Annotated in this window: 29 protein-coding genes; 19 read left to right on the top strand and 10 right to left on the bottom strand. The window is 71.1% G+C overall.

What is annotated here, in order from left to right; genetic code table 11:
- The first annotated feature begins 34 nt into the window (after positions 1-34).
- Together ACWDSJ_RS32145 and ACWDSJ_RS32140 are read left to right on the top strand one after the other, a co-directional pair.
- Entirely contained in the window at positions 35-481 is a 447-nt protein-coding gene (locus tag ACWDSJ_RS32145; protein WP_450036399.1) for a Zn-ribbon domain-containing OB-fold protein, read from the top strand.
- A complete protein-coding gene (locus ACWDSJ_RS32140; protein ID WP_450036398.1) occupies positions 474-1,667 on the top strand; it encodes a lipid-transfer protein in 1,194 nt (397 codons plus the stop codon). The genes ACWDSJ_RS32145 and ACWDSJ_RS32140 overlap by 8 nt, the downstream gene beginning before the upstream one ends.
- 85 nt (positions 1,668-1,752) lie before the next feature.
- Here the strand turns inward: ACWDSJ_RS32140 and ACWDSJ_RS32135 are convergent, their stop codons facing one another.
- Together ACWDSJ_RS32135 and ACWDSJ_RS32130 are read right to left on the bottom strand one after the other, a co-directional pair.
- Positions 1,753-2,478: an ATP-binding cassette domain-containing protein gene (locus tag ACWDSJ_RS32135; protein ID WP_450036397.1), complete on the bottom strand. Its 726-nt coding sequence runs from the start codon at positions 2,476-2,478 to the stop codon at positions 1,753-1,755.
- 12 nt (positions 2,479-2,490) lie between these two features.
- A complete protein-coding gene (locus ACWDSJ_RS32130) occupies positions 2,491-2,892 on the bottom strand; it encodes a GtrA family protein (protein WP_450036395.1) in 402 nt (133 codons plus the stop codon).
- Between the two features lie 96 nt (positions 2,893-2,988).
- Here ACWDSJ_RS32130 and ACWDSJ_RS32125 point away from each other — a divergent pair, with 96 nt between their 5' ends.
- Entirely contained in the window at positions 2,989-3,588 is a 600-nt protein-coding gene (locus ACWDSJ_RS32125; protein ID WP_450036394.1) for a DUF4126 domain-containing protein, read from the top strand.
- A gap of 4 nt (positions 3,589-3,592) precedes the next feature.
- The gene (locus ACWDSJ_RS32120) at positions 3,593-3,946 is read left to right on the top strand and encodes a VOC family protein (RefSeq protein ID WP_450036392.1); all 354 of its coding nucleotides are present in this window, start codon (positions 3,593-3,595) and stop codon (positions 3,944-3,946) included.
- A 4-nt stretch (positions 3,947-3,950) separates the two neighbouring features.
- Here ACWDSJ_RS32120 and ACWDSJ_RS32115 read toward each other — a convergent pair whose 3' ends face one another.
- Complete coding sequence (locus tag ACWDSJ_RS32115; protein ID WP_450036390.1) at positions 3,951-4,262, bottom strand: MerR family transcriptional regulator; 312 nt, start codon at positions 4,260-4,262, stop codon at positions 3,951-3,953.
- A gap of 160 nt (positions 4,263-4,422) precedes the next feature.
- On the opposite strand from ACWDSJ_RS32115, the gene ACWDSJ_RS32110 reads away from it, so the two are divergent.
- Positions 4,423-4,581 (top strand): hypothetical protein, encoded by a 159-nt coding sequence (locus tag ACWDSJ_RS32110; protein ID WP_387370744.1) that lies wholly within the window; start codon positions 4,423-4,425, stop codon positions 4,579-4,581.
- A 95-nt stretch (positions 4,582-4,676) separates the two neighbouring features.
- Complete coding sequence (locus ACWDSJ_RS32105; RefSeq protein ID WP_450036389.1) at positions 4,677-5,660, top strand: aldo/keto reductase; 984 nt, start codon at positions 4,677-4,679, stop codon at positions 5,658-5,660.
- A 1-nt stretch (position 5,661) separates the two neighbouring features.
- Here the strand turns inward: ACWDSJ_RS32105 and ACWDSJ_RS32100 are convergent, their stop codons facing one another.
- Together ACWDSJ_RS32100 and ACWDSJ_RS32095 are read right to left on the bottom strand one after the other, a co-directional pair.
- Positions 5,662-6,057 carry a hypothetical protein gene (locus ACWDSJ_RS32100; protein WP_450036388.1) on the bottom strand — a complete coding sequence of 132 codons (396 nt, stop codon included), beginning with the start codon at positions 6,055-6,057 and terminating at the stop codon, positions 5,662-5,664.
- 115 nt (positions 6,058-6,172) lie between these two features.
- Complete coding sequence (locus ACWDSJ_RS32095) at positions 6,173-7,063, bottom strand: helix-turn-helix transcriptional regulator (protein WP_450036387.1); 891 nt, start codon at positions 7,061-7,063, stop codon at positions 6,173-6,175.
- Between the two features lie 101 nt (positions 7,064-7,164).
- Between ACWDSJ_RS32095 and ACWDSJ_RS32090 the strand changes: the two genes are divergently transcribed.
- The 3 genes from ACWDSJ_RS32090 (at position 7,165) to ACWDSJ_RS32080 (ending at position 9,631) form a co-directional block, all read left to right on the top strand.
- Positions 7,165-8,121, top strand: a complete 957-nt coding sequence (locus ACWDSJ_RS32090) for an aldo/keto reductase (RefSeq protein ID WP_450036385.1) — start codon at positions 7,165-7,167, stop codon at positions 8,119-8,121.
- A gap of 168 nt (positions 8,122-8,289) precedes the next feature.
- Positions 8,290-8,928, top strand: a complete 639-nt coding sequence (locus ACWDSJ_RS32085; protein WP_450036383.1) for a hypothetical protein — start codon at positions 8,290-8,292, stop codon at positions 8,926-8,928.
- Between the two features lie 10 nt (positions 8,929-8,938).
- Positions 8,939-9,631, top strand: coding sequence for a hypothetical protein (locus tag ACWDSJ_RS32080; RefSeq protein ID WP_450036382.1), 693 nt, complete (start codon positions 8,939-8,941; stop codon positions 9,629-9,631).
- 239 nt (positions 9,632-9,870) lie between these two features.
- Here the strand turns inward: ACWDSJ_RS32080 and ACWDSJ_RS32075 are convergent, their stop codons facing one another.
- Positions 9,871-10,428: a sigma-70 family RNA polymerase sigma factor gene (locus ACWDSJ_RS32075; protein ID WP_450036380.1), complete on the bottom strand. Its 558-nt coding sequence runs from the start codon at positions 10,426-10,428 to the stop codon at positions 9,871-9,873.
- A gap of 87 nt (positions 10,429-10,515) precedes the next feature.
- Positions 10,516-11,193 carry a GAF and ANTAR domain-containing protein gene (locus ACWDSJ_RS32070; protein WP_450036379.1) on the bottom strand — a complete coding sequence of 226 codons (678 nt, stop codon included), beginning with the start codon at positions 11,191-11,193 and terminating at the stop codon, positions 10,516-10,518.
- A 177-nt stretch (positions 11,194-11,370) separates the two neighbouring features.
- Here ACWDSJ_RS32070 and ACWDSJ_RS32065 point away from each other — a divergent pair, with 177 nt between their 5' ends.
- Positions 11,371-12,132, top strand: coding sequence for an ANTAR domain-containing protein (locus tag ACWDSJ_RS32065; RefSeq protein WP_450036377.1), 762 nt, complete (start codon positions 11,371-11,373; stop codon positions 12,130-12,132).
- A gap of 164 nt (positions 12,133-12,296) precedes the next feature.
- Here the strand turns inward: ACWDSJ_RS32065 and ACWDSJ_RS32060 are convergent, their stop codons facing one another.
- Together ACWDSJ_RS32060 and ACWDSJ_RS32055 are read right to left on the bottom strand one after the other, a co-directional pair.
- Entirely contained in the window at positions 12,297-12,995 is a 699-nt protein-coding gene (locus ACWDSJ_RS32060) for a GAF and ANTAR domain-containing protein (RefSeq protein ID WP_450036376.1), read from the bottom strand.
- Positions 12,996-13,361: 366 nt separating this feature from the next.
- Entirely contained in the window at positions 13,362-13,790 is a 429-nt protein-coding gene (locus ACWDSJ_RS32055) for a CBS domain-containing protein (RefSeq protein WP_450036375.1), read from the bottom strand.
- 179 nt (positions 13,791-13,969) lie between these two features.
- Between ACWDSJ_RS32055 and ACWDSJ_RS32050 the strand changes: the two genes are divergently transcribed.
- Positions 13,970-14,380: an Rv3143 family two-component system response regulator gene (locus ACWDSJ_RS32050; RefSeq protein ID WP_450036374.1), complete on the top strand. Its 411-nt coding sequence runs from the start codon at positions 13,970-13,972 to the stop codon at positions 14,378-14,380.
- A gap of 6 nt (positions 14,381-14,386) precedes the next feature.
- On the opposite strand, the gene ACWDSJ_RS32045 is transcribed toward ACWDSJ_RS32050, so the two are convergent.
- Positions 14,387-15,571: an MFS transporter gene (locus ACWDSJ_RS32045; RefSeq protein WP_450036372.1), complete on the bottom strand. Its 1,185-nt coding sequence runs from the start codon at positions 15,569-15,571 to the stop codon at positions 14,387-14,389.
- A gap of 91 nt (positions 15,572-15,662) precedes the next feature.
- Between ACWDSJ_RS32045 and ACWDSJ_RS32040 the strand changes: the two genes are divergently transcribed.
- The 8 genes from ACWDSJ_RS32040 to ACWDSJ_RS32005 form a co-directional block, all read left to right on the top strand.
- Positions 15,663-16,556 carry a LysR family transcriptional regulator gene (locus tag ACWDSJ_RS32040; RefSeq protein ID WP_450036370.1) on the top strand — a complete coding sequence of 298 codons (894 nt, stop codon included), beginning with the start codon at positions 15,663-15,665 and terminating at the stop codon, positions 16,554-16,556.
- A 276-nt stretch (positions 16,557-16,832) separates the two neighbouring features.
- The gene (locus ACWDSJ_RS32035) at positions 16,833-17,213 is read left to right on the top strand and encodes an NADH-quinone oxidoreductase subunit A (protein WP_387370042.1); all 381 of its coding nucleotides are present in this window, start codon (positions 16,833-16,835) and stop codon (positions 17,211-17,213) included.
- 19 nt (positions 17,214-17,232) lie between these two features.
- Positions 17,233-17,787: a NuoB/complex I 20 kDa subunit family protein gene (locus ACWDSJ_RS32030; protein WP_387370044.1), complete on the top strand. Its 555-nt coding sequence runs from the start codon at positions 17,233-17,235 to the stop codon at positions 17,785-17,787.
- Positions 17,784-18,512, top strand: coding sequence for an NADH-quinone oxidoreductase subunit C (locus ACWDSJ_RS32025; RefSeq protein ID WP_450036369.1), 729 nt, complete (start codon positions 17,784-17,786; stop codon positions 18,510-18,512). Before ACWDSJ_RS32030 ends, ACWDSJ_RS32025 begins: the two co-directional genes overlap by 4 nt.
- Positions 18,512-19,816 carry an NADH dehydrogenase (quinone) subunit D gene (gene nuoD, locus ACWDSJ_RS32020; RefSeq protein WP_450036368.1) on the top strand — a complete coding sequence of 435 codons (1,305 nt, stop codon included), beginning with the start codon at positions 18,512-18,514 and terminating at the stop codon, positions 19,814-19,816. Before ACWDSJ_RS32025 ends, nuoD begins: the two co-directional genes overlap by 1 nt.
- The gene (nuoE, locus tag ACWDSJ_RS32015) at positions 19,813-20,505 is read left to right on the top strand and encodes an NADH-quinone oxidoreductase subunit NuoE (RefSeq protein WP_387370050.1); all 693 of its coding nucleotides are present in this window, start codon (positions 19,813-19,815) and stop codon (positions 20,503-20,505) included. Before nuoD ends, nuoE begins: the two co-directional genes overlap by 4 nt.
- Complete coding sequence (nuoF, locus tag ACWDSJ_RS32010) at positions 20,502-21,806, top strand: NADH-quinone oxidoreductase subunit NuoF (RefSeq protein WP_450036366.1); 1,305 nt, start codon at positions 20,502-20,504, stop codon at positions 21,804-21,806. Before nuoE ends, nuoF begins: the two co-directional genes overlap by 4 nt.
- Positions 21,806-23,292, top strand: a 1,487-nt coding sequence (locus tag ACWDSJ_RS32005) for an NADH-quinone oxidoreductase subunit G (protein ID WP_450036365.1), incomplete at its 3' end; no start/stop codon positions are given. The genes nuoF and ACWDSJ_RS32005, both read left to right, overlap by 1 nt.

Genomic DNA, 23,292 nt, shown 5'->3' with positions numbered 1-23,292 from the left:
CCAAAATAGAACGTGTTCCTATAACGTCGGTGGCGTGCAGAAGCAACAACGCCCCGCGGTGGCCGACTGGTTCACCGCCGAGGACGGCACGCCGCGCCTGATCGGGAGCCGCTGCGGCGTCTGCGGTACGCCGTACTTCCCGCGCAACACCCTCGCGTGCCGCAACCCGCAGTGCGACAGCCCCAAGGACGGGTCGGAACTGGCCGAGTACCGGTTCTCCTCGCGCGGACGGATCTGGTCCTACGCCGACGCCCGCTACCAGCCGCCCCCGCCCTACGTCTCCCCCGACCCGTTCGAGCCCTACCTCGTCGCCGCGGTCGAACTCGACGTCGAGCGGATGGTCGTCCTCGGGCAGGTCGTGCGCGGGCTCAGCGTGGACGACCTGGCCGTCGGCGTGCCGGTCGAACTGACCGTGGGCGTGCTCTACACCGACGCCGACACCGAGCACACCGTGTGGATGTGGAGGCCCGTCGATGCCTGACCGCGATATCGCCGTCCTGGGTGCGGGCATGCACCCATGGGGCAAGTGGGGACGCAATTTCGTCGAATACGGCCTGGTCGCCGCGCGGGCCGCGCTGGCCGACGCCGGGATCGACCACCGCGACGTCGGCTACATCGCGGGCGCGGACACCATCCGCAACGGCTACCCCGGCTTCGTCTCCGGCGCGACCTTCGCCCAGGCGCTGGGCTGGTCGGGCGCGCGGATCTCGAGCAGCTACGCCGCCTGCGCCTCGGGCGCCCAGGCCATCGCCACCGCGCGCGCCCAGATCCTCGCCGGACTCACCGACGTCGCCCTCGTCGTCGGCGCGGACGCCGCGCCCAAGGGGTTCTTCCAGCCCGTCGGCGGGGAGCGCCGCGACGATCCGGACTGGCTGCGGTTCCACCTGCTCGGCGCGACCAACCCCATCTACTTCGCGCTCTACGCCCGCCGCCGCATGGCCCTGCACGGCGCGACCCTCGACGACTTCGCCGCGGTCAAGGTGAAGAACGCCCGCCACGGCCTGCACAACCCGTACGCCCGCTACCGCAAGGAGGTCACCGCGCAGGAGGTCTCGGCCTCGGCGATCGTGTCCGATCCCTTGCGGCTGCTCGACATCTGCGCCACCAGCGACGGCGGCGCGGCCCTCGTGCTGACCTCGATGGACTACGCCCGCCGCCACGGCAGCACCGACCCGGTACGGATCCGCGCGCTGTCCACGATCACCCCGACGTTCCCCAAGACCGTCCTCGACCTGCCCGATTTCGCCACCGACTCCGCCGTGGCCGTCGACCCGCCGCCGCGCCCCTTCCGCGCCGCCATCGCGCACGCCGCCTACGAGGAGGCCGGGCTGGGCCCGGCGGACCTGTCCTTCGCCGAGGTCTACGACCTGTCCACCGCGCTGGAACTGGACTGGTACGAAGACATCGGCCTGTGCGAGACCGGCGCCGCGGAGCAGCTGTTGCGCAGCGGCGCAACGACATTGGGCGGCCGCGTCCCGGTCAACCCCAGCGGCGGCCTGGCCTGCTTCGGCGAAGCCATCCCCGCCCAGGCCATCGCCCAGATCTGCGAACTGACCTGGCAACTACGCGGCCAGGCCGACGGCCGCCAAGTCGAGGGCGCCCGCACGGGAATCGCGGTGAACCAAGGCCTGTTCGGGCACGGGTCGGCCACCATCGCGGTGCGCTGAGACACGGTGGCGGGCAGCGTCCGTCGGCTCGCCCACACCACGCGGGGAGGCCGACGCGGCGAAACCCGCTGGCGCCCAACCGGTGTCACCACGGCGCGGCGAGCAGGGCGCGCACGAACGGGTCGCTCGACCGGGAGAGCTCGTCGGCGGAGCCCGCGGCGAGGACGCGGCCCTCGTGCAGGATCACCAGCCGGTCGGCGATACCCCGCCGGGTCAGCAGCGACACCTCGTTGCTGACGGCCACGACGGTCGCGCCCGCGTCGGCGTACCTCCGCAGCGACATCCACACCCCGAACGCCGTTCCCGCGTCGAGGGAATTCGCCGGGCCGTCGGCGACCAGCACGGACGGCTCGGGCAGCAGGGCGGCGGCCAGGGCCGCCCGCTGGATCTGGCCGCCCGAATGCTGATGCGGCAGTAGATCGAGCGCCTCGCGCGGGTAATACGCCGCGGCGCAGGCTTGTTCGACGCGGGCGCTGTCGTGGTGGCGGCGCAACTGCGCGCCCACCGTCTGCTCGGGGTCGAACGCGCGCACACCGTCCTGCGGCACATACCCCACCACCGGCCCCCGCAGCCGCGGCCACTGCCCGGCGCCGACGACCGACCCGTTGATCAGCACCCGCCCCCGCACCCGCGCGGCGGCGGGCAACTGCCCGGTCAGCGCCAGCGCCACCATCGTCTTGCCCGCCCCCGGCCCGCCGAGCAGCGCGGTGATCCGGCCCGGTTCCGCGACCAGATCGACCGCCGCGAGCACCGTCTGGCGGCAGCGCTCGTTCTCGACCCGGACTGTGACCGAACGCAATTCAGCACTCATGTACCCACCCTCTCAGAACACCAACCCCCGCAACGCGAGGAACCGCAGCGCGCCCACCGCGGCCGTGATCGCGAGCACCGCGCCCGCCTGCCCGGTCGCGCCCAGACCCGGCGCCCACCGCGCCAGCCCCACCAAAGCCGCTGTGCTGCAGAACAATCCGGCCACCGCGAGCCCCCCGCCTTCCCACTGCGCGGTGAACCAGCCGACCCGGCCCGCCGCGCGGAAGGTGAGCTGGCGGTGCAGTTCGTTGGCCAGGACCGTACTCACGATCGACCCCACCATATTGGCCAGCATCGGCCCCGACCGGTCGAGCGCGCAGAACACCAGCGCATAGGCGATATTGCTCGATCCGCCGACGAGGGCGAAGCGCAGCACCTGGGCCAGCGCGCGCTCCCCTCGGACAAGCTGTGTCACAAGACCGTTCACCCCGCCACCGTCGCCCGCCGCGCTGACACCGCACTGACGCCGTACTCACACCGCACCGACGCCTGCGGACTGCACACTGGTGGGGTGGAGATCTCAGCGGCCCTCACGGCCATCCTCGGCGCCTTCGGTCTGTCCGGCGCCGCCGGGCTCAACGCCTGGCTTCCCCTGCTCGTCGTCGGCGGCGCGGACCGTCTCGGCTGGATCGATCTGGGCGACTCCTACTCCTGGCTGTCGTCCACCCCGGCGCTGCTCGGGCTCGCCGTGCTGTTCGTCCTCGACCTCATCGGCGACAAGATCCCCGCCCTCGACTCGGCCGTGCACGCCGTCGGCACCCTCATCGCCCCCACCTCCGGCGCCATCCTCTTCGCCGCCGACACCAGCCTCAACTCCCACCTGCCGCCCACCGTCGCCGTCGTCCTGGGCGCCCTCACCGCGGGCAGTGTGCACGTCGGCCGCACCGTCGCCCGGCCCTTCGTCACCGCGACCACCGCGGGCGCGGGCAACCCGGTGGTCTCCACCGCCGAGGACGGCACCTCCCTCGTCTTGACCGTCCTCGCCCTGGCCGTCCCGATCCTGGCTTTCGTCGCCGTCCTGATCCTGCTGATCGTGGTGTGGTGGTTGGCCCTTCGCGCCCGGCGCTGGGTCCGCGCCCGGCGCGCGCGCCGGGCGGCCGTGCCAGACTGACGCCATGGAACGAGTCCTCGGCATCGGCGGCTACTTTCTGCGCGCCGCCGACCCCGCCGCCCTCACCGCCTGGTACCGCGACTGCCTCGGCCTCGACGCCGCCGACAACGCCGTGTGGCAGCAACAGCCCGGCCCCACCGTCTTCGCGCCCTTCCCCGCCGACACCGACTACTTCGGCTCCCGCACCCAGCAGACCATGCTCAACTTCCGGGTCCGCGACCTCGACGCCATGCTCACCCAGCTCCGGGACAAGGGCGCGAATGTCGCCGAGGAGATCCAGGACATGGACGGGATCGGCCGGTTCGGCTGGGTCACCGACCCGGAGGGAAACCGTATCGAGCTGTGGCAACCCGCCTGAGAACCTACGAATCCCGCTGCGCCCCAGCCCCGTTCGCGGCCCGCAGCGCGGCGTTGTCGTCCTCCAACTCCAGAATCCGCCGCACCCCCGCCAGATTCACCCCGTCGCGCACCAACGCCACGATCCGCCGTAGCCGCGCCAGATCCGCGCTGCTGTAGCGGCGGGTGCCGCCCGCGCTGCGCGCCGGGGTGACCAGACCGTGGCGTTCGTAGAGCCGCAGGGTCTGCACCCCGATACCGGACAAATCGGCCGCGACGGAGATCGCGTAAACCCCTACCGTCGGGTCGGGCAGTGGCTGCCCCTGGTCAGGACCCATTTCCACACCTCACCTCCGATCCGACAACGGCATTATAGGGACCGGTTCGGTTGAGCTCGATTCCCGCGATCTGCTATACAAAATCTAACACTGACGATATAGATCCGAGCCGCTCGCCACCGCGAGCCGGAGCCGTAGGTGTTTCCGGAGGAGATCCGTGATGACCGTTCGACCGCAAGCCGCCCCCGTATCCCCCCGCGACGACGGCGACAGCGCCGACGAGGCCGTCGTCTGGCCCGATCCCAGTCCGCTCGCCGCGTGGTGGACCAAGATCATGCAGACTCCCGGCGATCGCCGGAGCGGCGCCGCCCCCGTCTAGGTTTTTCCTCTTGACCTGGAGCGCACTCCAAGCCGTAGCGTCGGTGCCGGTGACCACGATTCACCCATTCGCGCTACGAAGGAGGACCGCACTCCATGATCGCAACGAGGACGTTGGGCACGCTGACCGTCGGCGCGCAGGGGCTCGGCTGCATGGGCATGAGCCACGCCTACGGCGACCGCGGTGACGACCGCGAATCCATCGCCACCATCCACCGCGCGCTCGACCTCGGCGTCACCCTGCTCGACACCGCCAACGTGTACGGGGCGGGCGTCAACGAGGAACTGGTCGGCCGCGCCATCGCCGACCGCCGCGACAAGGTCGTGCTCGCAACGAAATTCGGCATCGTGTGGGGCGACAGCGGCCCGGCGGGCACGCGCGGCGACGCCGCCTACGTGCGGCAGTGCCTCGACGAGTCGCTGACCCGGCTGGGCGTCGACCACATCGACCTGTACTACCAGCACCGCGTCGACCCCACCGTGCCCGTCGAGGAGACCTGGGGCGCGCTCGCCGACCTCGTGCGCGCCGGGAAGGTCCGCCACCTCGGCATCTCCGAGGCGTCCGCGGACACCATCCGCCGCGCCCACGCCGTGCACCCGGTGACCGCGTTGCAGAGCGAATGGTCGCTGTGGACCCGCGACATCGAGGCCGAGATCGTGCCCACCTGCCGCGAACTGGGCATCGGCATCGTCCCGTTCTCCCCGTTGGGGCGCGGCATGCTCACCGGCGCGCTCGCCTCCGTCGCCGACCTGCCCGAGAACGACATGCGCCGCCGCCTGCCCCGCTTCAGCGACGCCAACTTCGAGCGCAACCTCGCCCTGGTCGACGCGCTGCGCACCCTCGCCGCCGAAAAAGGCGTCACCGCAGGGCAATTGGCGTTGGCGTGGGTCCAGCACCAAGGCGAGGACGTCGTCCCCATCCCCGGCACCAAACGCCGCGCCTACCTCGAGGAGAACGTCGCCGCCGCCGACCTCACCCTCACCGCCGAGGACCTCGCGCGCATCGAGTCCGCCGCCCCCGCCACCGCCGTCGCGGGCGCCCGCTACCCCGAGGACATGCAGCGCGCCACCGGCCGCTGACTCAATTGCGCGGCGCCGCTTGCACTTCGAACGTCACCGGAGTGGACGCGGTGAGCGACGCGCCCGGCGCGGGCGACTGCTCGGCGATGACCCACGGTGTGGTCATCGCGTTCGGATCCTGCCGCACATCGCTCCCGTCGGGCGCGGTCACCGCCGCGATGTCGTAACACAACGCCGCGCCCACCACCGTCTCGCCCAACCGCTTGCCGCGAAAGTCCGGCATCACCTGCGGCCACTGGGTTGTCGCGCAATCCCCACCCGCCGCCGGTGCGGACGTCGCCGTCGTCGCTACCGTCGAACTGTGCCCGCCGTGGCCCTCGTGCGACTCCGACCCCCCGCACCCGGCGATGCCCAATACGAGAACGAACATCGAGACACCGATCCCGGTGCGACGCATAAGGTTTCCTCCGTGATCGAGCCGATGATCCGAACGCGCTCGAACCCTAATACGCGCCCGCCCACCGCGCGTCCGGGGTCCGCCTTCGCGGCGGCCACGGGACCGGTGGGCGGCGCTATGTCCGGTCGATCCCCGACGGCGTGACACCCCAGCTGGCGAGGAGTTTGAGCCGGTCCTCCGACGGCGTGCCGGGTTCGGCGGTGTAGGTGATCAGGTTGTGCACCGCCGGACCCGGTAGGGGAAGGTCGAGGTCACGGAAGGTCAGTTCCAGCTCCCCGACCTCGGGATGCCGCAGCCGTTTACCGCCGTCGTGGCGAATCAGGACATCGTGGGCGGCCCACCGGGAACGGAACTCGGGGCTCAGCGTGCACAACTCGCCGACGAGTTCGCGCAGCGCACGGTCGCGGGGCTCGCGCCCGGCCTCCGCGCGCAGCAGGGCCGCGGTGGCGGCGCAGGCGGCGTCCCAGTCGGGGAAGAACTCCCGGGCGCCGGGGTCGAGGAAGATGTAGCGGCTCAGGTTGGGGCGGCCGCGCCGATCGACCGTGGCGCTGGCGAACATCGGCGAGAACACCGCTCGGGCCAGCGCATTGCTGGCGACCACCTCGGTGCGGCCGTTGCGCACGAACGCCGCGGACAGTGTCATCGCGTCGAGCAGCCACCGCACCTGCGGCGGAACCTCGACATCCCGCCGCCGCGACCGTGCGCGACCCGCGGGCCGCGCCGACCGGGCCAGGTCGAACAGGTAGGTGCGTTCGTCGTCGTCCAGTCGCAGCGCGCGAGCGACCGCGTCCAGGACGTCCTCGGACACACCCGCGATGTGCCCCTTCTCCAGCCGCACATACCAATCCGTGCTCACCCCCGCGAGCACCGCGACCTCCTCACGCCGCAACCCCGCGACCCGACGCCGCGGCCCCGTGGGCAGCCCGACCTGCGCCGGGCTGAGCCGGGCCCGCCGACTGGCAAGGAAATGCCGGATGTCGTCGCGGTTGCCGGGCTGCGGGTCCATGACCTCCACGCTAGCCGCCGGTCACGGCCCGAGGGGGGTCGAGACGATACCCCGATGAACGCGACCTTCTCCGGCGGCGGCGCGCGCGGTCTGCTGGAGACATGACATCTGACGTATTCGGCACCATCGCGCCGGTGGCGCTCGGCACCTGGGCCTGGGGAGACAGCGGCGCGCCGGGCGACGGCTACTTCGGCAGCCCGCTGACCCCCTCCGGCCTGCGCGAGGTCGTCGAGAAGGCACACGCCCACGGATTCACCCTGTGGGACACCGCGGCGGTGTACGGCATGGGCCACTCCGAGACGGCCCTCGCGCAGGCCCTGAAAGGCCACTCCCGCAACGAGTTCCAGCTGTCGACGAAGTTCACCCCGCAGATCGCGGGCGACGACGACGATCCGGTCGCGGCCATGCTCGACCAGAGCCTCGACCGGCTCGACACCGACTATGTCGACCTGTACTGGATCCACAACCCCGCCGACGTGGCCCGCTGGACACCGGCGCTGATCCCGCTGCTGCGCAGCGGCAAGATCAGACACGTCGGCGTCTCCAACCACAACCTGGAACAGATCACCCTCGCCGACCGCATCCTCGGCACGGCCGGCTACCGCGTCGAGGCCGTCCAGAACCACTACAGCCTGCTCTACCGCAACTCCGAACACGCGGGCATCCTCGCCCACTGCCGCACCCACGACATCCCGTTCTTCTCCTACATGGTCCTCGAACAAGGCGCCCTGACCGGCACCTACACCCCCACCCACCCGCTCCCGCCCGGCAGCGCCCGCGCCGCCGTCTACAACCCCGTCCTCCCCCAACTCCAAACCCTCACCGACCGCATGACAGCCCTCGCCGCCCCCCACAGCGCCTCCGCCGCCGACATCGCCACCGCCTGGGCCCTCACCAAGGGCACCACCCCTCTCATCGGCATCACGAAGCCCGCCCACATCGACGGCCTCCGCCGCGCCCGCGCCATCGAACTCACCACCGAGCAGATCACCGAACTGGAAGCCCTCGCCGACGCCACCCACATCGACACACGCGGCAGCTGGGAGCAGGTTATGTAGCATCCGACCGGATCTCGGTGCGACGCACAGGGTTTCGCCGCGCCTGGGACCACCCTGTGCGTCGTCAAGTAGCAGGACAAGTCCGCCGAAAGACGGGTAAACTGCCGACCAACAGACGAGGGGGGACCTCGGTCGAGGTCGCAGATCTGAAAATCGGGGGGTTCATCGATGGCAATCGGATTGTGCCGTACGGTATTTCGAGGCCGCTACGCTCGCGACGAAGCCGCGCTTCTCCAGGGGTTGGCAGGCGCAGGTCTGCTTCTCCTCGCCACAGCCGGTACTGCCGCAGCAGCACAGGTGAACTCCGAGTTCGTATTCCTGTCCCCGGAGCAGTACCAGGCCCGCTGGGGGCGGCTCGCGCCGATCACCGAGACCATCGCGCCCGCACCGACCGGTGACCGGCCCGACGTGACACGGGCACCCCTGCACCGACAAGGTGACGGTTGGGCAGTCATCAAGTGGGACGAGCACGATCTGCGCGGGGTGAGCACGCCGGTTCGAGAAGGGAATGACGTACTCGGCTTCGCCCACTACGCGTTCACCCACAACCTGACGTCGGGTGTCCCGATTCACGCGGCATTTCAGACGCACAAGCCCGACAAGGAACTGGGTGCGCGAGTCGAGTACACCAGCCTGGCCGTCGACCAGAAGGGTGGTGTTCGCTTGACGGTGCGGGTGATTGTCCAAGCGGCGACCGCCACCGACGACCGAATTTACCGGACGACCGACGGAAAGAACATCGGAGTTATCACGGCATACTGTGAGGGCATGGATGTGTGTCCCGGGTGGGTCAACACGGTTCGCTGACCGAGGAGGAATGCGGTTGTCCGACGCCGACGCGCGGTTCGATTTTCTGCTCTCTCGGGCGATTCCGTTCGTGCTCGCTCCGATCGGTTCCGGCGACGGCCCCCGGCTTCGCGGGGTGGTGCGCGGCGGGGCCGGACGCGCGCGGATTGTGTTGTGCGACAGTGCGGATATGCGGCCCGGGGTCGCGGTCGAGTATGACCTGGGCAACGAACTCGACGTTCCCAGTGCCCTCGATCATGCCCGTTTCGTCGTCGCGCCCGTTCTCGATCGCGTGCTGGCGGACCACTCGAACCAGCCCCGAGACAGCCACGGCGACATCATCGTTGCCGCCGCCGACCTCGGATTCGACGCCACGATCGTGACCGATCCGGGGGATCAACGCCTGTTCGGTCTGTTCAGCCTGCTCACCGGCGGCGGCATACCCTGGTTCGCCGACGACTTCGCCTTCGCCGGATTCCTCCACCGCGACGCCGACACCTGCCGCATCTACATCAAGGTCATCCGCAGCGCCCGCACCTACGGCATCGACCTGGACGTCACCGCGGGTTCGGGCCGACAGACCGGATACGCCTATCTCACACAGGAATTGGCACCCTTGGCCCGCACCGGCGACCTCGACGACCGACCCGTCCTCGACGCCACCGACGACTACTGCGACGCCGTCATCGACATCACGGCCTGGCTCGGCCCCGCCCGGCGATGACCCACCGACACGCGCACGTTGGATGGGCGGATTGTTCACACGGTGGGGCGGCTGGGCGGGGGTGAGGTTCGGGGGTCGAGGCACATCCCGGGCCCCACCCGGGCAGCGGTGTCGTGTACCGCGGGGGTGGCGATCGAACAATCCGCCCGCATGGAATTGTGCACCCGGGGCCCGGGGGTACTGGGCGGTTTCGCTGTTACGAAGCGGTGAAAAGAGCATATCGCCGTGTTTCGGCGCGATCATGAATCGGGTTCGGCGAGAACCGTTTCCAACCGCGCCAACGCCGCCCGGATCCGGGCCTTCACCGTCGACAACCCCACTCCCAACTGCGCGGCCACCTGCGGATAGGTCAGGCCGCGGTAGTAGGCCAGCAGTACCGTCTCCCGTTGCAGTGGGGTCAGCACACCCAATCCGCGGCGCACCCAGCGCAGATCGTGGCGGCGCAGGGCCTCCTCCTCGACGATGTCCAGGGGTGGGCGGTAGTCGATGACGCCCCACGCGTGATCGTGTTCGGCGGTGGCGCGTTCGTGTCGGACGCGGTCGACCGCCTGGCGGTGGGCCAGGGTGCGCAGCCAGGTCGCCGCCGAGCCGCGGGTCTCGTCGAATCCGGCGGCGCTGCGCCATACCTGGAGGTACACGTCGTGGCAGGTTTCCTCGGCGTAGCCGGGGTCGCGGAGCACCGCCAGGACCCGGCGGAACACCAAACCGTGTGTGCGGGAATACAATTGGGCGAACGCGTCGCGATCGCCGCGGCCGACGCGACGCACCAGTTCGGCGTCGGGAACGTGTCCGGCCACGAGAGCCCCCAGAAACAGACGAAGGAGTACGAGATCCTGTCCGGGGGCAGGGGTTTCAGGACCCGCTCTGCGATGGTACCGGGTCGGTCAGGGCCGCAGACCGTGTTCGACGATCGCGCGCGCCACCTCGTGCACCCCGATCCGCCGTCGCCGCGCGTGCGCGCGGATCAGCTCGTAGGCCGCCTCGGGGGTGATCCGCCGCGTCCCCGCCAACACCCCCTTGGCCTGTTCGACCACGATTCGCGAGGACAACGCGTGCCGCAGCTGCGCGGTCACCCGTTCCTGGTGGCGCAACCGGTCCGCGGTCAGCAGATGCCCGGCCGCCATCCCCGCCAGCGACGCACCGACCGCCACCTCCGACGCGGTCCACGCCCGCGCCGCGAACACCCCCAACACCCCGAGCACCGCCTCCCCCCACCGCATCGGGATCGCCGCGACCGCCGAAAACCCCTGCCCGACCGCCGCATCGGCGTACTCCGGCCACTCCCCCCGACGCCCGCGCACATCGGCGGCCACGACCGCCTCCCCGCGCCGCAGCGCCTGCACCCCGGGCCCGCGACCGCACGCGCACTGGGTCGCCTCCAGGTCGAGCAGCCCCGCCGCCGTGGCCGCCGCGACCGTACACGTCCCGTCCTCGACCAGCAGCACCGACGCGCCCGCCGCGCCCAACGCCTCGGTCGCGGTGCCGATGAGCCGGGTCACCACCGCGTCGCGGCCGTCCGCGTCGGGCAGCGGAACCGGCCGCGCTCGCTCACCCTCACCCATCCGGTTCGCCCTCGTCCGTGCCGACACCTCGCCCGACACCGCGCTGCGCCGAACCCCTCGATGGTATGACCGCCGGACCGTCCCCGAAACACCCCACCGGCGTGGCTGATTCAACTTTGTTGCGGTGTCAACGGCCGTCGACAACAGTGGCGCACAGATGCCACCATGGAATCCCGTATGCGCGTGACTCCCTTCGTCCCGCCCGGAGGCGCTATGCGGCCCGACGACGAGCACCCCCTGCTGACGGCGCTGATCGCCGGGCTCGAGGTGCTCGCCCACGACTTCGACGTCGTCGACCTGTCCCAGCACCTGGTCGACGCCTGCCCGCCGCTCACCGGCGGCGCCGACGCCGGACTGTTCCTCGCCGACCACCGCCGCGACCTGCAACTGATGGCCTCCACCAGCGAGGAACCCGACCTGCTGGAGCTGTTGCAGGTCGAGGCGCTCGACGGCCCCGGCCGGCACACCTTCCGCACCGGGGCGCCCACCGTGGTCGCCGACCTCGCCCGCACCAACCACCGCTGGCCCGAATTCTGCCAGCGCGCACTGGATTTCGGCTACCGCGCGGCGTGCGCGCTGCCGCTGCGGGCGCGCGGCGGCAGCGTCGGCGCCCTCACCATTCTCACCGCCACCCTCGGCGGCCCCGACGCCGCCGCCCTGCGCACCGGACAGGCCCTCGCCGATCTCGCGGGCCTGGGCATCACCGCCCGGGTCGCGCTGCCGCGCCTGGACGACCTGACCGCCCACCTGCCCGCCGTGCTGCGCACCCGCATCGTCATCGAACAGGCCAAAGGCGTTCTCGCCGAACGCGGCGGCCTCGACATGGCCGACGCGTTCCGCCGCCTGCGCGCCCACGCCCACCGCACCGGCCGCCGCCTCGCCGAGGTCGCCGCCGCCGTCGTCGACGGCACCGAGGACACCGCCCCCCTCCTCGACTGAGCCGCAGCGCGGAATCGGCCGGGCCGTTCGATGAGCCGCGACGCGGAATCGGCCGGGCCGCCCCGGTGAGCGGCGACGCGAAATTGGCCGTGCCGCACGATGATCACCGCGCGCGCCCTCGCCCTGGCATCGCATGCGATATCGCAGCGTGCGCCGGGCCGCACTCACTCCCCGTCGAACCGCACCCGCCGCGCCACCACCGCGTGCGCGACCTCGGCCAGCGACATCCCGTGCCCGAAGGCGTAGGCGCGCAGCCGCGCGTAGGCGTCGGGGACCGTCACGTTCGATTGCGCCACAACCATTCCCGCGGCCTGATGGATGGCCCGGCTCGCCATGGGTTGTTCGAGCCAGTCGTCGTCGAGGTCGGTGCCGAAACGGCGGGAGCGGGCCAGCACCAGCTGCGCGGTGATGAGATCGGCGATGTGCAGACCCGCCGACAGGGCGGTCGCGTCGAGCGGACCGGGCTCGTCGCGGTAGAGATCCAAGGCCCCGAAACGCAACGCCCCCAACCGAAGCGGCACCGCGACCATCGCCCCCGACACACGCGTCCCGGCGAGAGCGTCGGCGAATCCGGGCCAGCGGTCCCCGGGCCCGGCCAGATCCCGCACCGGCACCGGCACTCCCGTGGCGACGGCGTCCACGGCCGGACCCTCCCCGACGGTGGCCTGCACGGCCTCGACGCCCGCGGCCACGGCGTCGCTGCTGCACCACGGTTGCACCCCCGCGTGCTGTTCATCGATCACGATCGCGGCGCGCTGCACCGGCAGCACGCGCACACTGGCACGGCACGCACCCGCGACACCACCCCCGCCGGCCCGCAGGGCCGCCAGGAATCGCTCGGTCAGCTGCTCGAACCCTGTCACGCCGTATCCCCGCCCACCTGTGCCGACCACGCCCCGGTGAGCCCGACCACAGCGCCCTCGGGTCCGTGAGATCGGCCATCCCGCCCGCGTGCCGCGCCCGCGCGAGGGGCGTCGAAACCCGCTGCGGGAGAACGTCTCAGCGCTGACCACCTTGCCATATCCCGACCCCGCACGCGACCGGGATACGGGTTGCCGCGCCCGCGTACCCCGGCCTACCGTGGCGGGCGAGCACTACCGTCGTGAGGAGTTCCGCCCCATGTTCGATCTCGGCTCGGCCGTCCTGAATCTGGCCAACGTCGTCACCTCGATCGCCGCCAACATCACCTACCTGCTGCACGCCTGGGGGCTGGCGTAGTCACCGCCCGGTCACCCTTGCAGGTACTGCACGAGGTGTTCGCGCTCGTCCTCGAGTTCGGAGATCGCGCTCTTCACCACGTCCCCGATGCTGACGATGCCGACCATGCGGCCCGCGTCGAGGACGGGCAGGTGCCGGATGCGGTGGTCGGTCATGGTGGCGCGCAGGCTTTCCACCCGGTCGTCGGGGGCGCAGGTGTGCACCACCGCGGTCATGATGTCGGCCACCGGATGATCCAGCAGCGCCGCGCCCACCGCGTGCAGTCGGCGCACGATGTCGCGTTCGGACACGATGCCATCGATGCCGATTCCGTTCGCCGACACCACGACCGCGCCGACATTGTGTTCGGCCAGTATCTGAAGTAGTTCCCGCACGCTCGCGTCGGGCGCGATCGTCACCACGTCGGCGCCCTTCCTGCGCAGAATCTCCGAGATCCGCATATCTGCCGCCCTACCGTCGTTGCCCTCTGTGTCGTTCAGGATCTCGCGTTTTCGCCCCGGTGACCAGCAACGATTCCAGCAGGAACGATCAACCCGCCGGTGAAGTCCCCCGCGCCGACGCGCCGCGGAGTATCGCAACCTGCCCCGCCCGGCCGCCTTGCGGACGTAGCATTCGAACCGTGGCCGATGCGATCCGTCCCGCGACGCTGCGGGTTCTCGTGTACTCGAGCGATGCCGACACCCGCGCCCAGGTGATGCTGGCCCTGGGCCGGCACCCTCACCCCGACCTGCCCGCGTTCGACTACCTCGAGGTCGCCACCGCGCCCGTCGTCATCGCGCACCTCGACGCGGGCGAGGTGGATCTGGCCGTCCTCGACGGCGAGGCCGCCCCCACCGGCGGTCTCGGCCTGGCCAAACAGCTCAAGGACGAGATCCCCGCCTGCCCGCCCCTGGTCGTGCTCACCGCCCGCGCCGACGACGCCTGGCTCGCCAACTGGTCGCGCGCCGACGCCGCCAGCTCCCACCCCATCGACCCCTTCCACCTCACCGAGGCCGTCACCGGCGCCCTGCGCGGCCGCCCGGCGGCCTAGCCCCGGTCACCGAGTGGCGGCGGGCCGAGCCCCCACCGCCGCCACCACGCCCGCCGCGACCACCAGCCCCACGCACGACCACAGCCCTGCGCGGATCCCGAACCCGTCGACGACACCGCCACCGACCAACGCGCCCAACGCGATCGAGCCGTTGAACACCGCGACCAGGATCGCCGAGGCCGCCTCGCGGGCGTCGGGCGCGGCGGCCACGGTCCAGTTCTGCGAGGTCACCGACACACCGCCGTAGGCGACGCCCCACACCACGAGCAGCGTGGTCGCCACGGGCAGCGTGTGGGTGAGCGCGAGCGCGGCCACCGCCGCGGGCAGGGTGAGGGTGATCAGCAGCACCGCCCGGCGCGGGGCGCGCGCGGCGAGCGCGCCGAGGGTGAATGTGCCTGCGACACCGGCGATTCCGTAACCGAGCAGCACCGTGCCGATCGTGGGCGCGGTGGCGGCGGTGGCCTGTTCGAGGAACGGCCGGATATAGGTGTAGGCGGCGAAATGCCCGGTCACCAGCAGCACCACCACGATCATGCCGGTGCGCAGCGACGGCCGGGCCAGCAGCGCGGGCAACGCCCGCGGCGACGCGGCGCGCGCGGCGGGCAGTGACGGCACGACCAGCGTCACGGCCGCCGCGACCCCCAGCGCCAGCAGCGCCGCCGCCCCGAATGCCCACCGCCACCCGACCGTCGACCCCAGATACGTCCCCGCGGGCACCCCGAGCACCGAGGCCACCGCGACCCCGCTGAAGATCACCGACGTCGCCCACCCCACCGACCCCGCCCCGACCAGCCGCGCCCCGAGACTGCCCGACACCGCCCACACCCCACCCATGCCCACCCCGATCAGCACCCGCCCCGCCACCAGCGTCCCGAATCCCGGCGCCACCGCCGACAGCAGATTCCCCACCGCGACCACTCCCAGCATCACGCACAACACCACCCGCCGGTCCACCCGCCCCCACACCACCGGCACCAGCGGCGCGGTCATGGCCAGCACCCCGGTGATCGTCAACGCCGACCCCGCCCGCCCGTCGGAGATCCCCAGCCCCGCCCCGACCGGGGTCAGCAACCCCACCGGCAGCATCTCCGAGGTCACCGCCGTGAACGTCCCCGCCGCCACCACCGCCACCGCGGGCCAGCCACCCGAAACATCCTGCCGCGCAACCGAATCAACGCACACATCCGTCATGCCCCCAGCCAACCCGCGACCACCGGCGGGAACAACGGCGAAGTCCTCATCCTTCTATGAGCGGGACTCATCGACCGAGGAAGGAGCCGCGATGGAGCTGCGCGAACTGGAGGCGTTCCTCGCCGTGGCCGAGGAACTGCACTTCGGCCGGGCCGCCGCGCGGCTGCGCCTGTCGCAGAGCCGGATCTCGCAACTGCTGCGCGCCCTCGAGGGCCGCATCGGCGCCCGCCTGGTCGACCGCACCAGCCGCCGCGTGCGCCTGACCCCGCTCGGCGAGCAGCTCTACCCCGACCTCGACACCGCCTACCGCGACCTGCGCGCTGCCGTGGACACCGCCCGCGCCACCGCTCGCGGCCGCCGCGGGGTGCTGCGCATCGGGTTCCAGGGCAGCGCCGACGAACGAATCATGGCCGCCGTCAGCGCCTTTCGCGACCACCACCCCGAGGTCACCGTGGAACTCGTCGAAATCCCCTACGCCGACCCGTTCGGCCCGGTGCGCCGCCAGGAGACCGACGCCGCGCTGGTGCTGCTGCCGGTCGCCGAACCCGATCTCGCGCTCGGGCAGATCCTGCCGCCCCGCCCGCAGGTCCTCGTCGTCGCCGCCGACCACCCCTTCGCCGCCCGCCCCGCCCTGCACGCCAACGAGCTCGCCGCCTGCCCGCTCATCGCCACCGCCGCTCCCGCACCGGACTACTGGCGACTGGCCCAAGCACCCACCCACACCCCGGCCGGGGACCCGATTCCCGCGGGTCCGCGCGTGCGCACCACCCAGGAGGCGATCGCCGCGGTCGCCGCCGGGCGCGGCGCACTCCTGTTGTGCCGCACCACCGCCGACTACCATCGCCGCCCCGATGTGGCGTTCGTGCCGGTGCGCGGGGTGCCCGAGTCCCGGCTCGGGCTGGTGTGGGCGCGCGATCACGAGAGTCATCGGGTGCTGGACTTCGCCGCGGTGCTCGGCCGCGTTCCCGACGCCGCCGTCATGTGACGAATCGGGGCGATTGCGTCGATTCGGTCATAAATCGCAGTACGGAAATCGATCAAACACCCCCCGCATTCCCGCGGTATTCAGAAGGAACGGTTGTAGGCTGTGCCCTAGCTCACACGAGCGCGGGCGTCGACATCACGTCTGGCCGCAGACTCTCCCCCTCGTCCGTGCCGCGTGCCGAGCGGGCCCAGGGGCGAGACTGGCCCGGCCGACGACGATGTCAGCCCCGCCTCGGCAGCTGCCGTCCGCGTCAGGTCTCGAGGAGGGGTTGCAGTTGTGAACACCGAGGTGCCGACCCTCGTCCTGGGCGCGATCGCGGCGGCGTTCGCGCTGGTCTCGCTGGCGCTCGCGGCCTTCATCGGCCCCAAACGCTACAACCGGGCCAAACTCGAAGCCTACGAATGCGGTATCGAACCCACCCCGCACGCGGTGGGCGGCGGCCCGGGAAACGCTGCCGGACAACGGTTTCCGGTCAAGTACTACCTGACCGCGATGCTGTTCATCATCTTCGACATCGAGATCGTGTTCCTCTACCCGTGGGCGATCCACTTCGATGCGCTGGGTGTGTTCGGGCTGGCCGCGATGGCGCTGTTCATCTTCAACGTCTCGGTGGCCTACGCGTACGAGTGGCGGCGCGGCGGCCTGAGCTGGGACTGAGCCGAGGGAAGAAACGACAATGGGTCTCGAGGAGAAGTTGCCCAGCGGATTCCTGCTGAGCACGGTCGAACAGTTCGCGGGCTATCTGCGCAAGGGCTCGCTGTGGCCCGCCACCTTCGGGCTGGCGTGCTGCGCGATCGAGATGATGGCCACCGGCGCGGGCCGATTCGATCTCGCCCGGTTCGGGATGGAGGCGTTCCGCGCCTCGCCCCGCCAGGCGGATCTGATGATCGTCGCGGGCCGGGTCAGCCAGAAGATGGCGCCGGTGCTGCGGCAGGTCTACGACCAGATGACCGAACCGAAATGGGTGCTGGCCATGGGCGTGTGCGCGTCCTCGGGCGGGATGTTCAACAACTACGCCATCGTGCAGGGCGTGGATCACGTTGTGCCCGTGGACATCTACCTGCCCGGCTGCCCGCCGCGCCCGGAGATGCTGCTGCACGCGATCCTGAAACTGCACGAGAAGATCCAGCAGATGCCCCTCGGCGTGGACCGCGAGGAGGCGGTGCGCGCCGCCGAGGCCGCCGCGCTCGCGGTCACCCCGACCGTGCGGATGACGGGACTGCTGCGATGAGCGAGGACCGCGAACCCACCGACCAGGACGAGGCCACCCGCGCCGAACAGGACCAGCGCGCCGTGCCCGGCGACGAGGTGATCGGCGTGCGGCGCGGCATGTTCGGCGTCACCGGCACCGGCGACACCTCCGGCTACGGCCGCCTCGTGCGCACCGTCGCCCTGCCCGGCGGCACCGCACCCCCCTACGGCGGCTACTTCGACGACCTCGTCGACCGGCTGCGAGAGGCGTTGCCCGACAACGGTTTCGACGCCGCGGTGGAGAAGATCGTGGTGTTCCGCGGCGAACTCACCCTGCACATCCGCCGCGCGCAGCTGCCCGCGGTGGCGCGCGCGCTGCGCGACGACGCCGCGCTGCGGTTCGAGCTGTGCCTGGGCGTGAGCGGCGTGCACTACCCCGACGAGACCGGCCGCGAACTGCACGCCGTCTACCACCTCACCTCGATCACCCACGGGCGGCGGCTGCGCCTGGAAGTGGCCGCCCCCGACGACGATCCGCACATTCCCTCGCTGTACGCGGTGTATCCGACCACCGACTGGCACGAACGCGAGACCTACGACTTCTTCGGGATCCTGTTCGACGGTCACCCGTCGCTGACCCGCATCACCATGCCCGACGACTGGCGCGGGCATCCGCAGCGCAAGGACTACCCGCTCGGCGGCATCCCCGTCGAATACAAGGGCGCGCGCATCCCGCCGCCCGACCAGCGGAGGGCATACAGCTGATGACCGACACACAGACGTCCCCGACCACGGTCACCGTCGTCGGGCAGGACTGGGCCGACGTGCGGCAGGCCCTGGGCGGCGCGGCCGAGGAACGCATCGTCGTCAACATGGGCCCGCAGCATCCCTCCACGCACGGGGTGCTGCGGCTGATCCTCGAGATCGAGGGCGAGACCGTCACCGAAGCCCGCTGCGGCATCGGCTATCTGCACACCGGCATCGAGAAGAACCTCGAGTTCCGCAACTGGGTGCAAGGGGTCACCTTCGTCACCCGCATGGACTACCTCTCCCCGTTCTTCAACGAGACCGCCTACTGCCTGGGCGTGGAGAAACTGCTCGACATCACCGACGACATCCCCGAACGCGCCACGGTGATCCGGGTGCTGTTGATGGAACTCAACCGCATCTCCTCGCATCTGGTGGCCCTCGCGACCGGCGGCATGGAACTGGGCGCGCTCACCCCGATGCTGTTCGGGTTCCGCGAACGCGAACTGGTCCTCGACATCTTCGAACTGATCACCGGGCTGCGGATGAACCACGCCTACATCCGCCCCGGCGGCCTCGCCCAGGACCTGCCCGACGACGGCGTCACCAAGATCCGAGAGCTGTTGGCGCTCATGCCGTCCCGGCTGCGCGACATGGAACTGCTGCTCAACGAGAACCCGATCTGGAAGGCCCGCACCCGCGGCATCGGCTACCTCGACCTGGCGGGCTGCATGGCCCTGGGCATCACCGGCCCCATCCTGCGCGCCACCGGGCTGCCGCACGACCTGCGCACCGCCCAGCCCTACTGCGGCTACGACACCTACGACTTCGACGTCGTCACCGACACCGGCTGCGACGCCTACGGCCGCTACCTCATCCGGGTCAGGGAGATGCGCGAATCGCTGAAGATCGTCGAACAGTGCCTGGACCGGTTGCGGCCCGGCCCGATCATGGTGTCGGACAAGAAGATCGCCTGGCCCGCCGACCTGAAACTCGGCCCCGACGGGCTGGGCAACTCCCCCGAACACATCGGCCGCATCATGGGCACCTCCATGGAGGCGCTGATCCACCACTTCAAACTCGTCACCGAGGGCATGCGGGTGCCCGCGGGACAGGTGTACTCGGCGGTGGAGTCCCCGCGCGGCGAGCTCGGGGTGCACATGGTCTCCGACGGCGGCACCCGCCCCTACCGGGTGCACTACCGCGACCCGTCGTTCACGAATCTGCAAGCGGTGGCGGCGATGTGCGAGGGCGGCATGGTCGCCGACGTCATCGCCGCGGTCGCGAGCATCGACCCGGTGATGGGTGGTGTGGATCGATGACCGAGATCCTGCTGAAACTGTCCGCGCGCCCGATCCCCTACCCGCAGGACGTGCGCGACCGCCTCCAGCTCGAGGCCAAGGAGATCATCGAACGCTACCCGCACCCGCGCTCGGCGCTGCTGCCGCTGCTGCACCTGGTGCAGAGCGTCGAAGGCTACGTCTCGGGCACCGGAATCGGTTTCTGCGCCGAACAATTGGGCCTCACCGACGCCGAGGTCGCCGCCGTGGCCACCTTCTATTCCATGTACCGGCGCACCCCCACCGGCGACTACCACGTCGGGGTGTGCACCAACACCCTGTGCGCGATCCTCGGCGGCGACCGCATCCTCACCGACCTCACCGAGCATCTGGGCATCGGTCCCGGGGAGACCACCCCCGACGGCACCGTCACCCTCGAGCACCTCGAATGCAACGCCGCCTGCGACTACGCCCCCGTCGTCATGGTCAACTGGGAGTTCTTCGACAACCAGACCCCCGAATCCGCTCGCGCCCTGGTGGATTCGCTGCGCCGCGGCGAACAGGTCACCGGCACCCGCAGCGGCGCCCCCGTGTGCACCTTCCGCGACACCGCCCGCATCCTCGCCGGATTCCCCGACGAACGCCCCGACGCCACCGAGGGCGAACCCGGCGCGGCGACCCTCGCCGGGCTGCGCGCCGCGCGCGACACCAACGAGGAAGGCGCGCAATGACTCTCGCCCCCGTACTCACCCGCTCCTGGGACCGGCCCCGCTCCTGGACCCTGGACACCTACCGCGCCCACGACGGCTACCAGGGCTTGGCGCGCGCGCTGCGGATGCCGCCCGACGAGGTGATCGCGGCGGTCAAGGACGCCGGGCTGCGCGGGCGCGGCGGGGCCGGCTTCCCCACCGGCATGAAATGGGGGTTCATCCCCCAGGACGACGACAAACCGCACTACCTGGTCGTCAACGCCGACGAGTCCGAGCCGGGCACCTGCAAGGACATCCCGCTCATGCTCGCCACCCCGCACGCGCTGATCGAGGGAATCGTGATCGCCGCCTACGCGATTCGCGCCGCGCACGCGTTCGTCTACGTGCGCGGGGAGGTGCTGCCGGTGCTGCGGCGGTTGCAGAGCGCGGTCGCCGAGGCCTACGCGGCCGGATATCTCGGCCACGACATCCTCGGCTCCGGCTTCGACCTCGACCTCATCGTGCACGCCGGGGCGGGCGCTTACATCTGCGGTGAGGAGACCGCGCTGCTCGACTCCCTCGAGGGCCGCCGCGGCCAACCCCGGCTGCGGCCGCCGTTCCCCGCGGTCGCCGGGCTCTACGCGTGCCCGACCGTGGTCAACAATGTCGAATCCATCGCCAGCGTCCCGCCGATCCTCGCGCGTGGGGTGGAGTGGTTCCGGTCGATGGGCAGCGAGAAATCCCCCGGCTTCACCCTGTACTCGCTGTCGGGCCACGTCACCCGGCCCGGCCAGTACGAGGCCCCGCTCGGAATCACGTTGCGGGAGTTGCTCGACCACGCGGGCGGGGTGCGCCGCGGGCACACGCTGAAGTTCTGGACCCCCGGCGGCTCGTCGACACCGCTGCTGACCGCCGAGCACCTCGACGTCCCCCTCGACTACGAGAACGTGATCGCCGCCGGATCCATGTTGGGCACCAAGGCATTACAGATCTTCGACGACACCACCTGCGTGGTGCGCGCGGTGCTGCGCTGGACCGAGTTCTACGCCCACGAGTCCTGCGGCAAATGCACCCCCTGCCGCGAGGGCACCTACTGGCTGGTGCAACTGCTCGAGCGTCTCGAATCCGGCGCGGGCACCGACACCGATCTGACGACGCTGCTCGACATCGCCGACACCATCAACGGCAAGTCGTTCTGCGCGCTCGGCGACGGCGCGGCCAGCCCGATCGTGTCCTCGCTGAAGTACTTCCGCGACGAATACCTCGAGCATCTGCGCCACGGCGGATGCCCCTTCGATCCCGCCCGGTCCACCGCCTGGGCCGATGTTGCAGAGGGTGTGTGATGACCAGGACCGTGAGCAGCAACCCCAACGACGTCGTCCCGGCCGACCTGGTCAGCCTCACCATCGACGGCGCCACCGTCAGCGTCCCCGCCGGGACGTTGCTCATCCGCGCCGCCGAACTCGTCGGCATCCAGATCCCCCGCTTCTGCGACCACCCCCTGCTCGACCCCGTCGGCGCGTGCCGCCAATGCCTGGTCGAGGTCGAGGGGCAACGCAAACCGGTGGCCTCGTGCACGATGGCCGTCGCCGAGGGCATGATCGTGCGTACCCAGCTGTCCTCCCCCGCCGCGGCCAAGGCGCAGGAGGGGGTGATGGAGCTGCTGCTGATCAACCATCCCCTCGACTGCCCGGTGTGCGACAAGGGCGGGGAATGCCCGTTGCAGAACCAGGCCCTGTCCAACGGCCGCGCCGAATCCCGCTTCGAGGGCGTCAAACGCACCTACCCCAAACCGATTCCGCTCTCCCCCGCGGTGCTGCTGGACCGGGAACGCTGCGTGCTGTGCGCGCGCTGCACCCGCTTCTCCCAGCAGATCGCCGGGGACCCGTTCATCGAGTTGATGGAACGCGGCGCGCTCGAACAGGTCGGCATCGCCGACGGTGAACCGCTGCAATCGTATTTCTCCGGCAACACCGTGCAGATCTGCCCCGTCGGCGCGCTCACCGGCACCGCCTACCGCTTCCGCGCCCGCCCCTTCGACCTCGTCTCCAGTCCCGCCGTGTGCGAACACTGCGCCTCGGGCTGCGCCCAGCGCACCGACCACCGCCGCGGAAAGGTGTTGCGCCGCTTGGCCGGTGACGACCCGCAGGTCAACGAGGAATGGAACTGCGACAAGGGCCGCTGGGCGTTCGCCTACGCCAGCGAACCCGACCGGCTCACCACCCCGCTCGTCCGCGACGACACCGGCGAACTGGTCCCCGCGTCCTGGCCCGAAGCCCTCGCCCGCGCCGCCCGCGGATTGACCGTCGCGCGCGGCAACGCGGGCGTGCTCGTCGGCGGCCGCGTCACCGTCGAAGACGCCTACGCCTACACCAAATTCGCGCGCCTCGCGCTGGGCACCGACGACATCGACTTCCGCGCCCGCCCCCACTCGCGCGAGGAGGCCGACTTCCTCGCCGCCCGCGTCGCCGGGCGCGGCACCGTCGTCGACTACGCCGCCCTCACCGCCGCCCCGGTGGTGCTGCTGGCCGGATTCGCGCCCGAGGAGGAATCCCCGATCGTCTACCTGCGCCTGCGCAAGGCCGCCCGCACCCGCGGCCTGCCGGTGTATTCGATTGCGCCCTACGGGGATCGGGGCCTGGAACGCATGTCCGGGCGGCTGCTGGCCGCCGCGCCCGGCGAGGAGGCCCGCGTCCTGGACGAGCTGCTCACCGCCGATCCCGTGCTCGCCGGGCGGCTGCGCGAACCCGGCGCGGTCATCCTCGTCGGCGAACGCCTCGCCATCGCGCCGGGCGCGCTGTCGGCGGCGGCGCGCCTGGCCGACGCCAC

The organism is Nocardia sp. NPDC003482 (assembly GCF_053588115.1).
The sequence above is the reverse complement of the archived record's forward strand: the minus strand, read 5'-3'. Positions and strand labels throughout refer to the sequence as shown.

Coding starts and splice junctions, on each gene's coding strand:
- ACWDSJ_RS32055 (WP_450036375.1), bottom strand. CDS start 13,790: ATGCGGATCTCGGAGATTCTGCGCAGGAAGGGCGCCGACGTGGTGACG.
- ACWDSJ_RS32105 (WP_450036389.1), top strand. CDS start 4,677: ATGATCGCAACGAGGACGTTGGGCACGCTGACCGTCGGCGCGCAGGGG.
- ACWDSJ_RS32100 (WP_450036388.1), bottom strand. CDS start 6,057: ATGCGTCGCACCGGGATCGGTGTCTCGATGTTCGTTCTCGTATTGGGC.
- ACWDSJ_RS32085 (WP_450036383.1), top strand. CDS start 8,290: ATGGCAATCGGATTGTGCCGTACGGTATTTCGAGGCCGCTACGCTCGC.
- ACWDSJ_RS32140 (WP_450036398.1), top strand. CDS start 474: ATGCCTGACCGCGATATCGCCGTCCTGGGTGCGGGCATGCACCCATGG.
- ACWDSJ_RS32090 (WP_450036385.1), top strand. CDS start 7,165: ATGACATCTGACGTATTCGGCACCATCGCGCCGGTGGCGCTCGGCACC.
- ACWDSJ_RS32135 (WP_450036397.1), bottom strand. CDS start 2,478: ATGAGTGCTGAATTGCGTTCGGTCACAGTCCGGGTCGAGAACGAGCGC.
- nuoE (WP_387370050.1), top strand. CDS start 19,813: ATGACCGAGATCCTGCTGAAACTGTCCGCGCGCCCGATCCCCTACCCG.
- ACWDSJ_RS32115 (WP_450036390.1), bottom strand. CDS start 4,262: ATGGGTCCTGACCAGGGGCAGCCACTGCCCGACCCGACGGTAGGGGTT.
- nuoD (WP_450036368.1), top strand. CDS start 18,512: ATGACCGACACACAGACGTCCCCGACCACGGTCACCGTCGTCGGGCAG.
- ACWDSJ_RS32120 (WP_450036392.1), top strand. CDS start 3,593: ATGGAACGAGTCCTCGGCATCGGCGGCTACTTTCTGCGCGCCGCCGAC.
- ACWDSJ_RS32070 (WP_450036379.1), bottom strand. CDS start 11,193: ATGGGTGAGGGTGAGCGAGCGCGGCCGGTTCCGCTGCCCGACGCGGAC.
- ACWDSJ_RS32080 (WP_450036382.1), top strand. CDS start 8,939: ATGCGGTTGTCCGACGCCGACGCGCGGTTCGATTTTCTGCTCTCTCGG.
- ACWDSJ_RS32025 (WP_450036369.1), top strand. CDS start 17,784: ATGAGCGAGGACCGCGAACCCACCGACCAGGACGAGGCCACCCGCGCC.
- ACWDSJ_RS32095 (WP_450036387.1), bottom strand. CDS start 7,063: ATGGACCCGCAGCCCGGCAACCGCGACGACATCCGGCATTTCCTTGCC.
- ACWDSJ_RS32045 (WP_450036372.1), bottom strand. CDS start 15,571: ATGACGGATGTGTGCGTTGATTCGGTTGCGCGGCAGGATGTTTCGGGT.
- ACWDSJ_RS32030 (WP_387370044.1), top strand. CDS start 17,233: ATGGGTCTCGAGGAGAAGTTGCCCAGCGGATTCCTGCTGAGCACGGTC.
- ACWDSJ_RS32040 (WP_450036370.1), top strand. CDS start 15,663: ATGGAGCTGCGCGAACTGGAGGCGTTCCTCGCCGTGGCCGAGGAACTG.
- nuoF (WP_450036366.1), top strand. CDS start 20,502: ATGACTCTCGCCCCCGTACTCACCCGCTCCTGGGACCGGCCCCGCTCC.
- ACWDSJ_RS32065 (WP_450036377.1), top strand. CDS start 11,371: ATGCGCGTGACTCCCTTCGTCCCGCCCGGAGGCGCTATGCGGCCCGAC.
- ACWDSJ_RS32110 (WP_387370744.1), top strand. CDS start 4,423: ATGACCGTTCGACCGCAAGCCGCCCCCGTATCCCCCCGCGACGACGGC.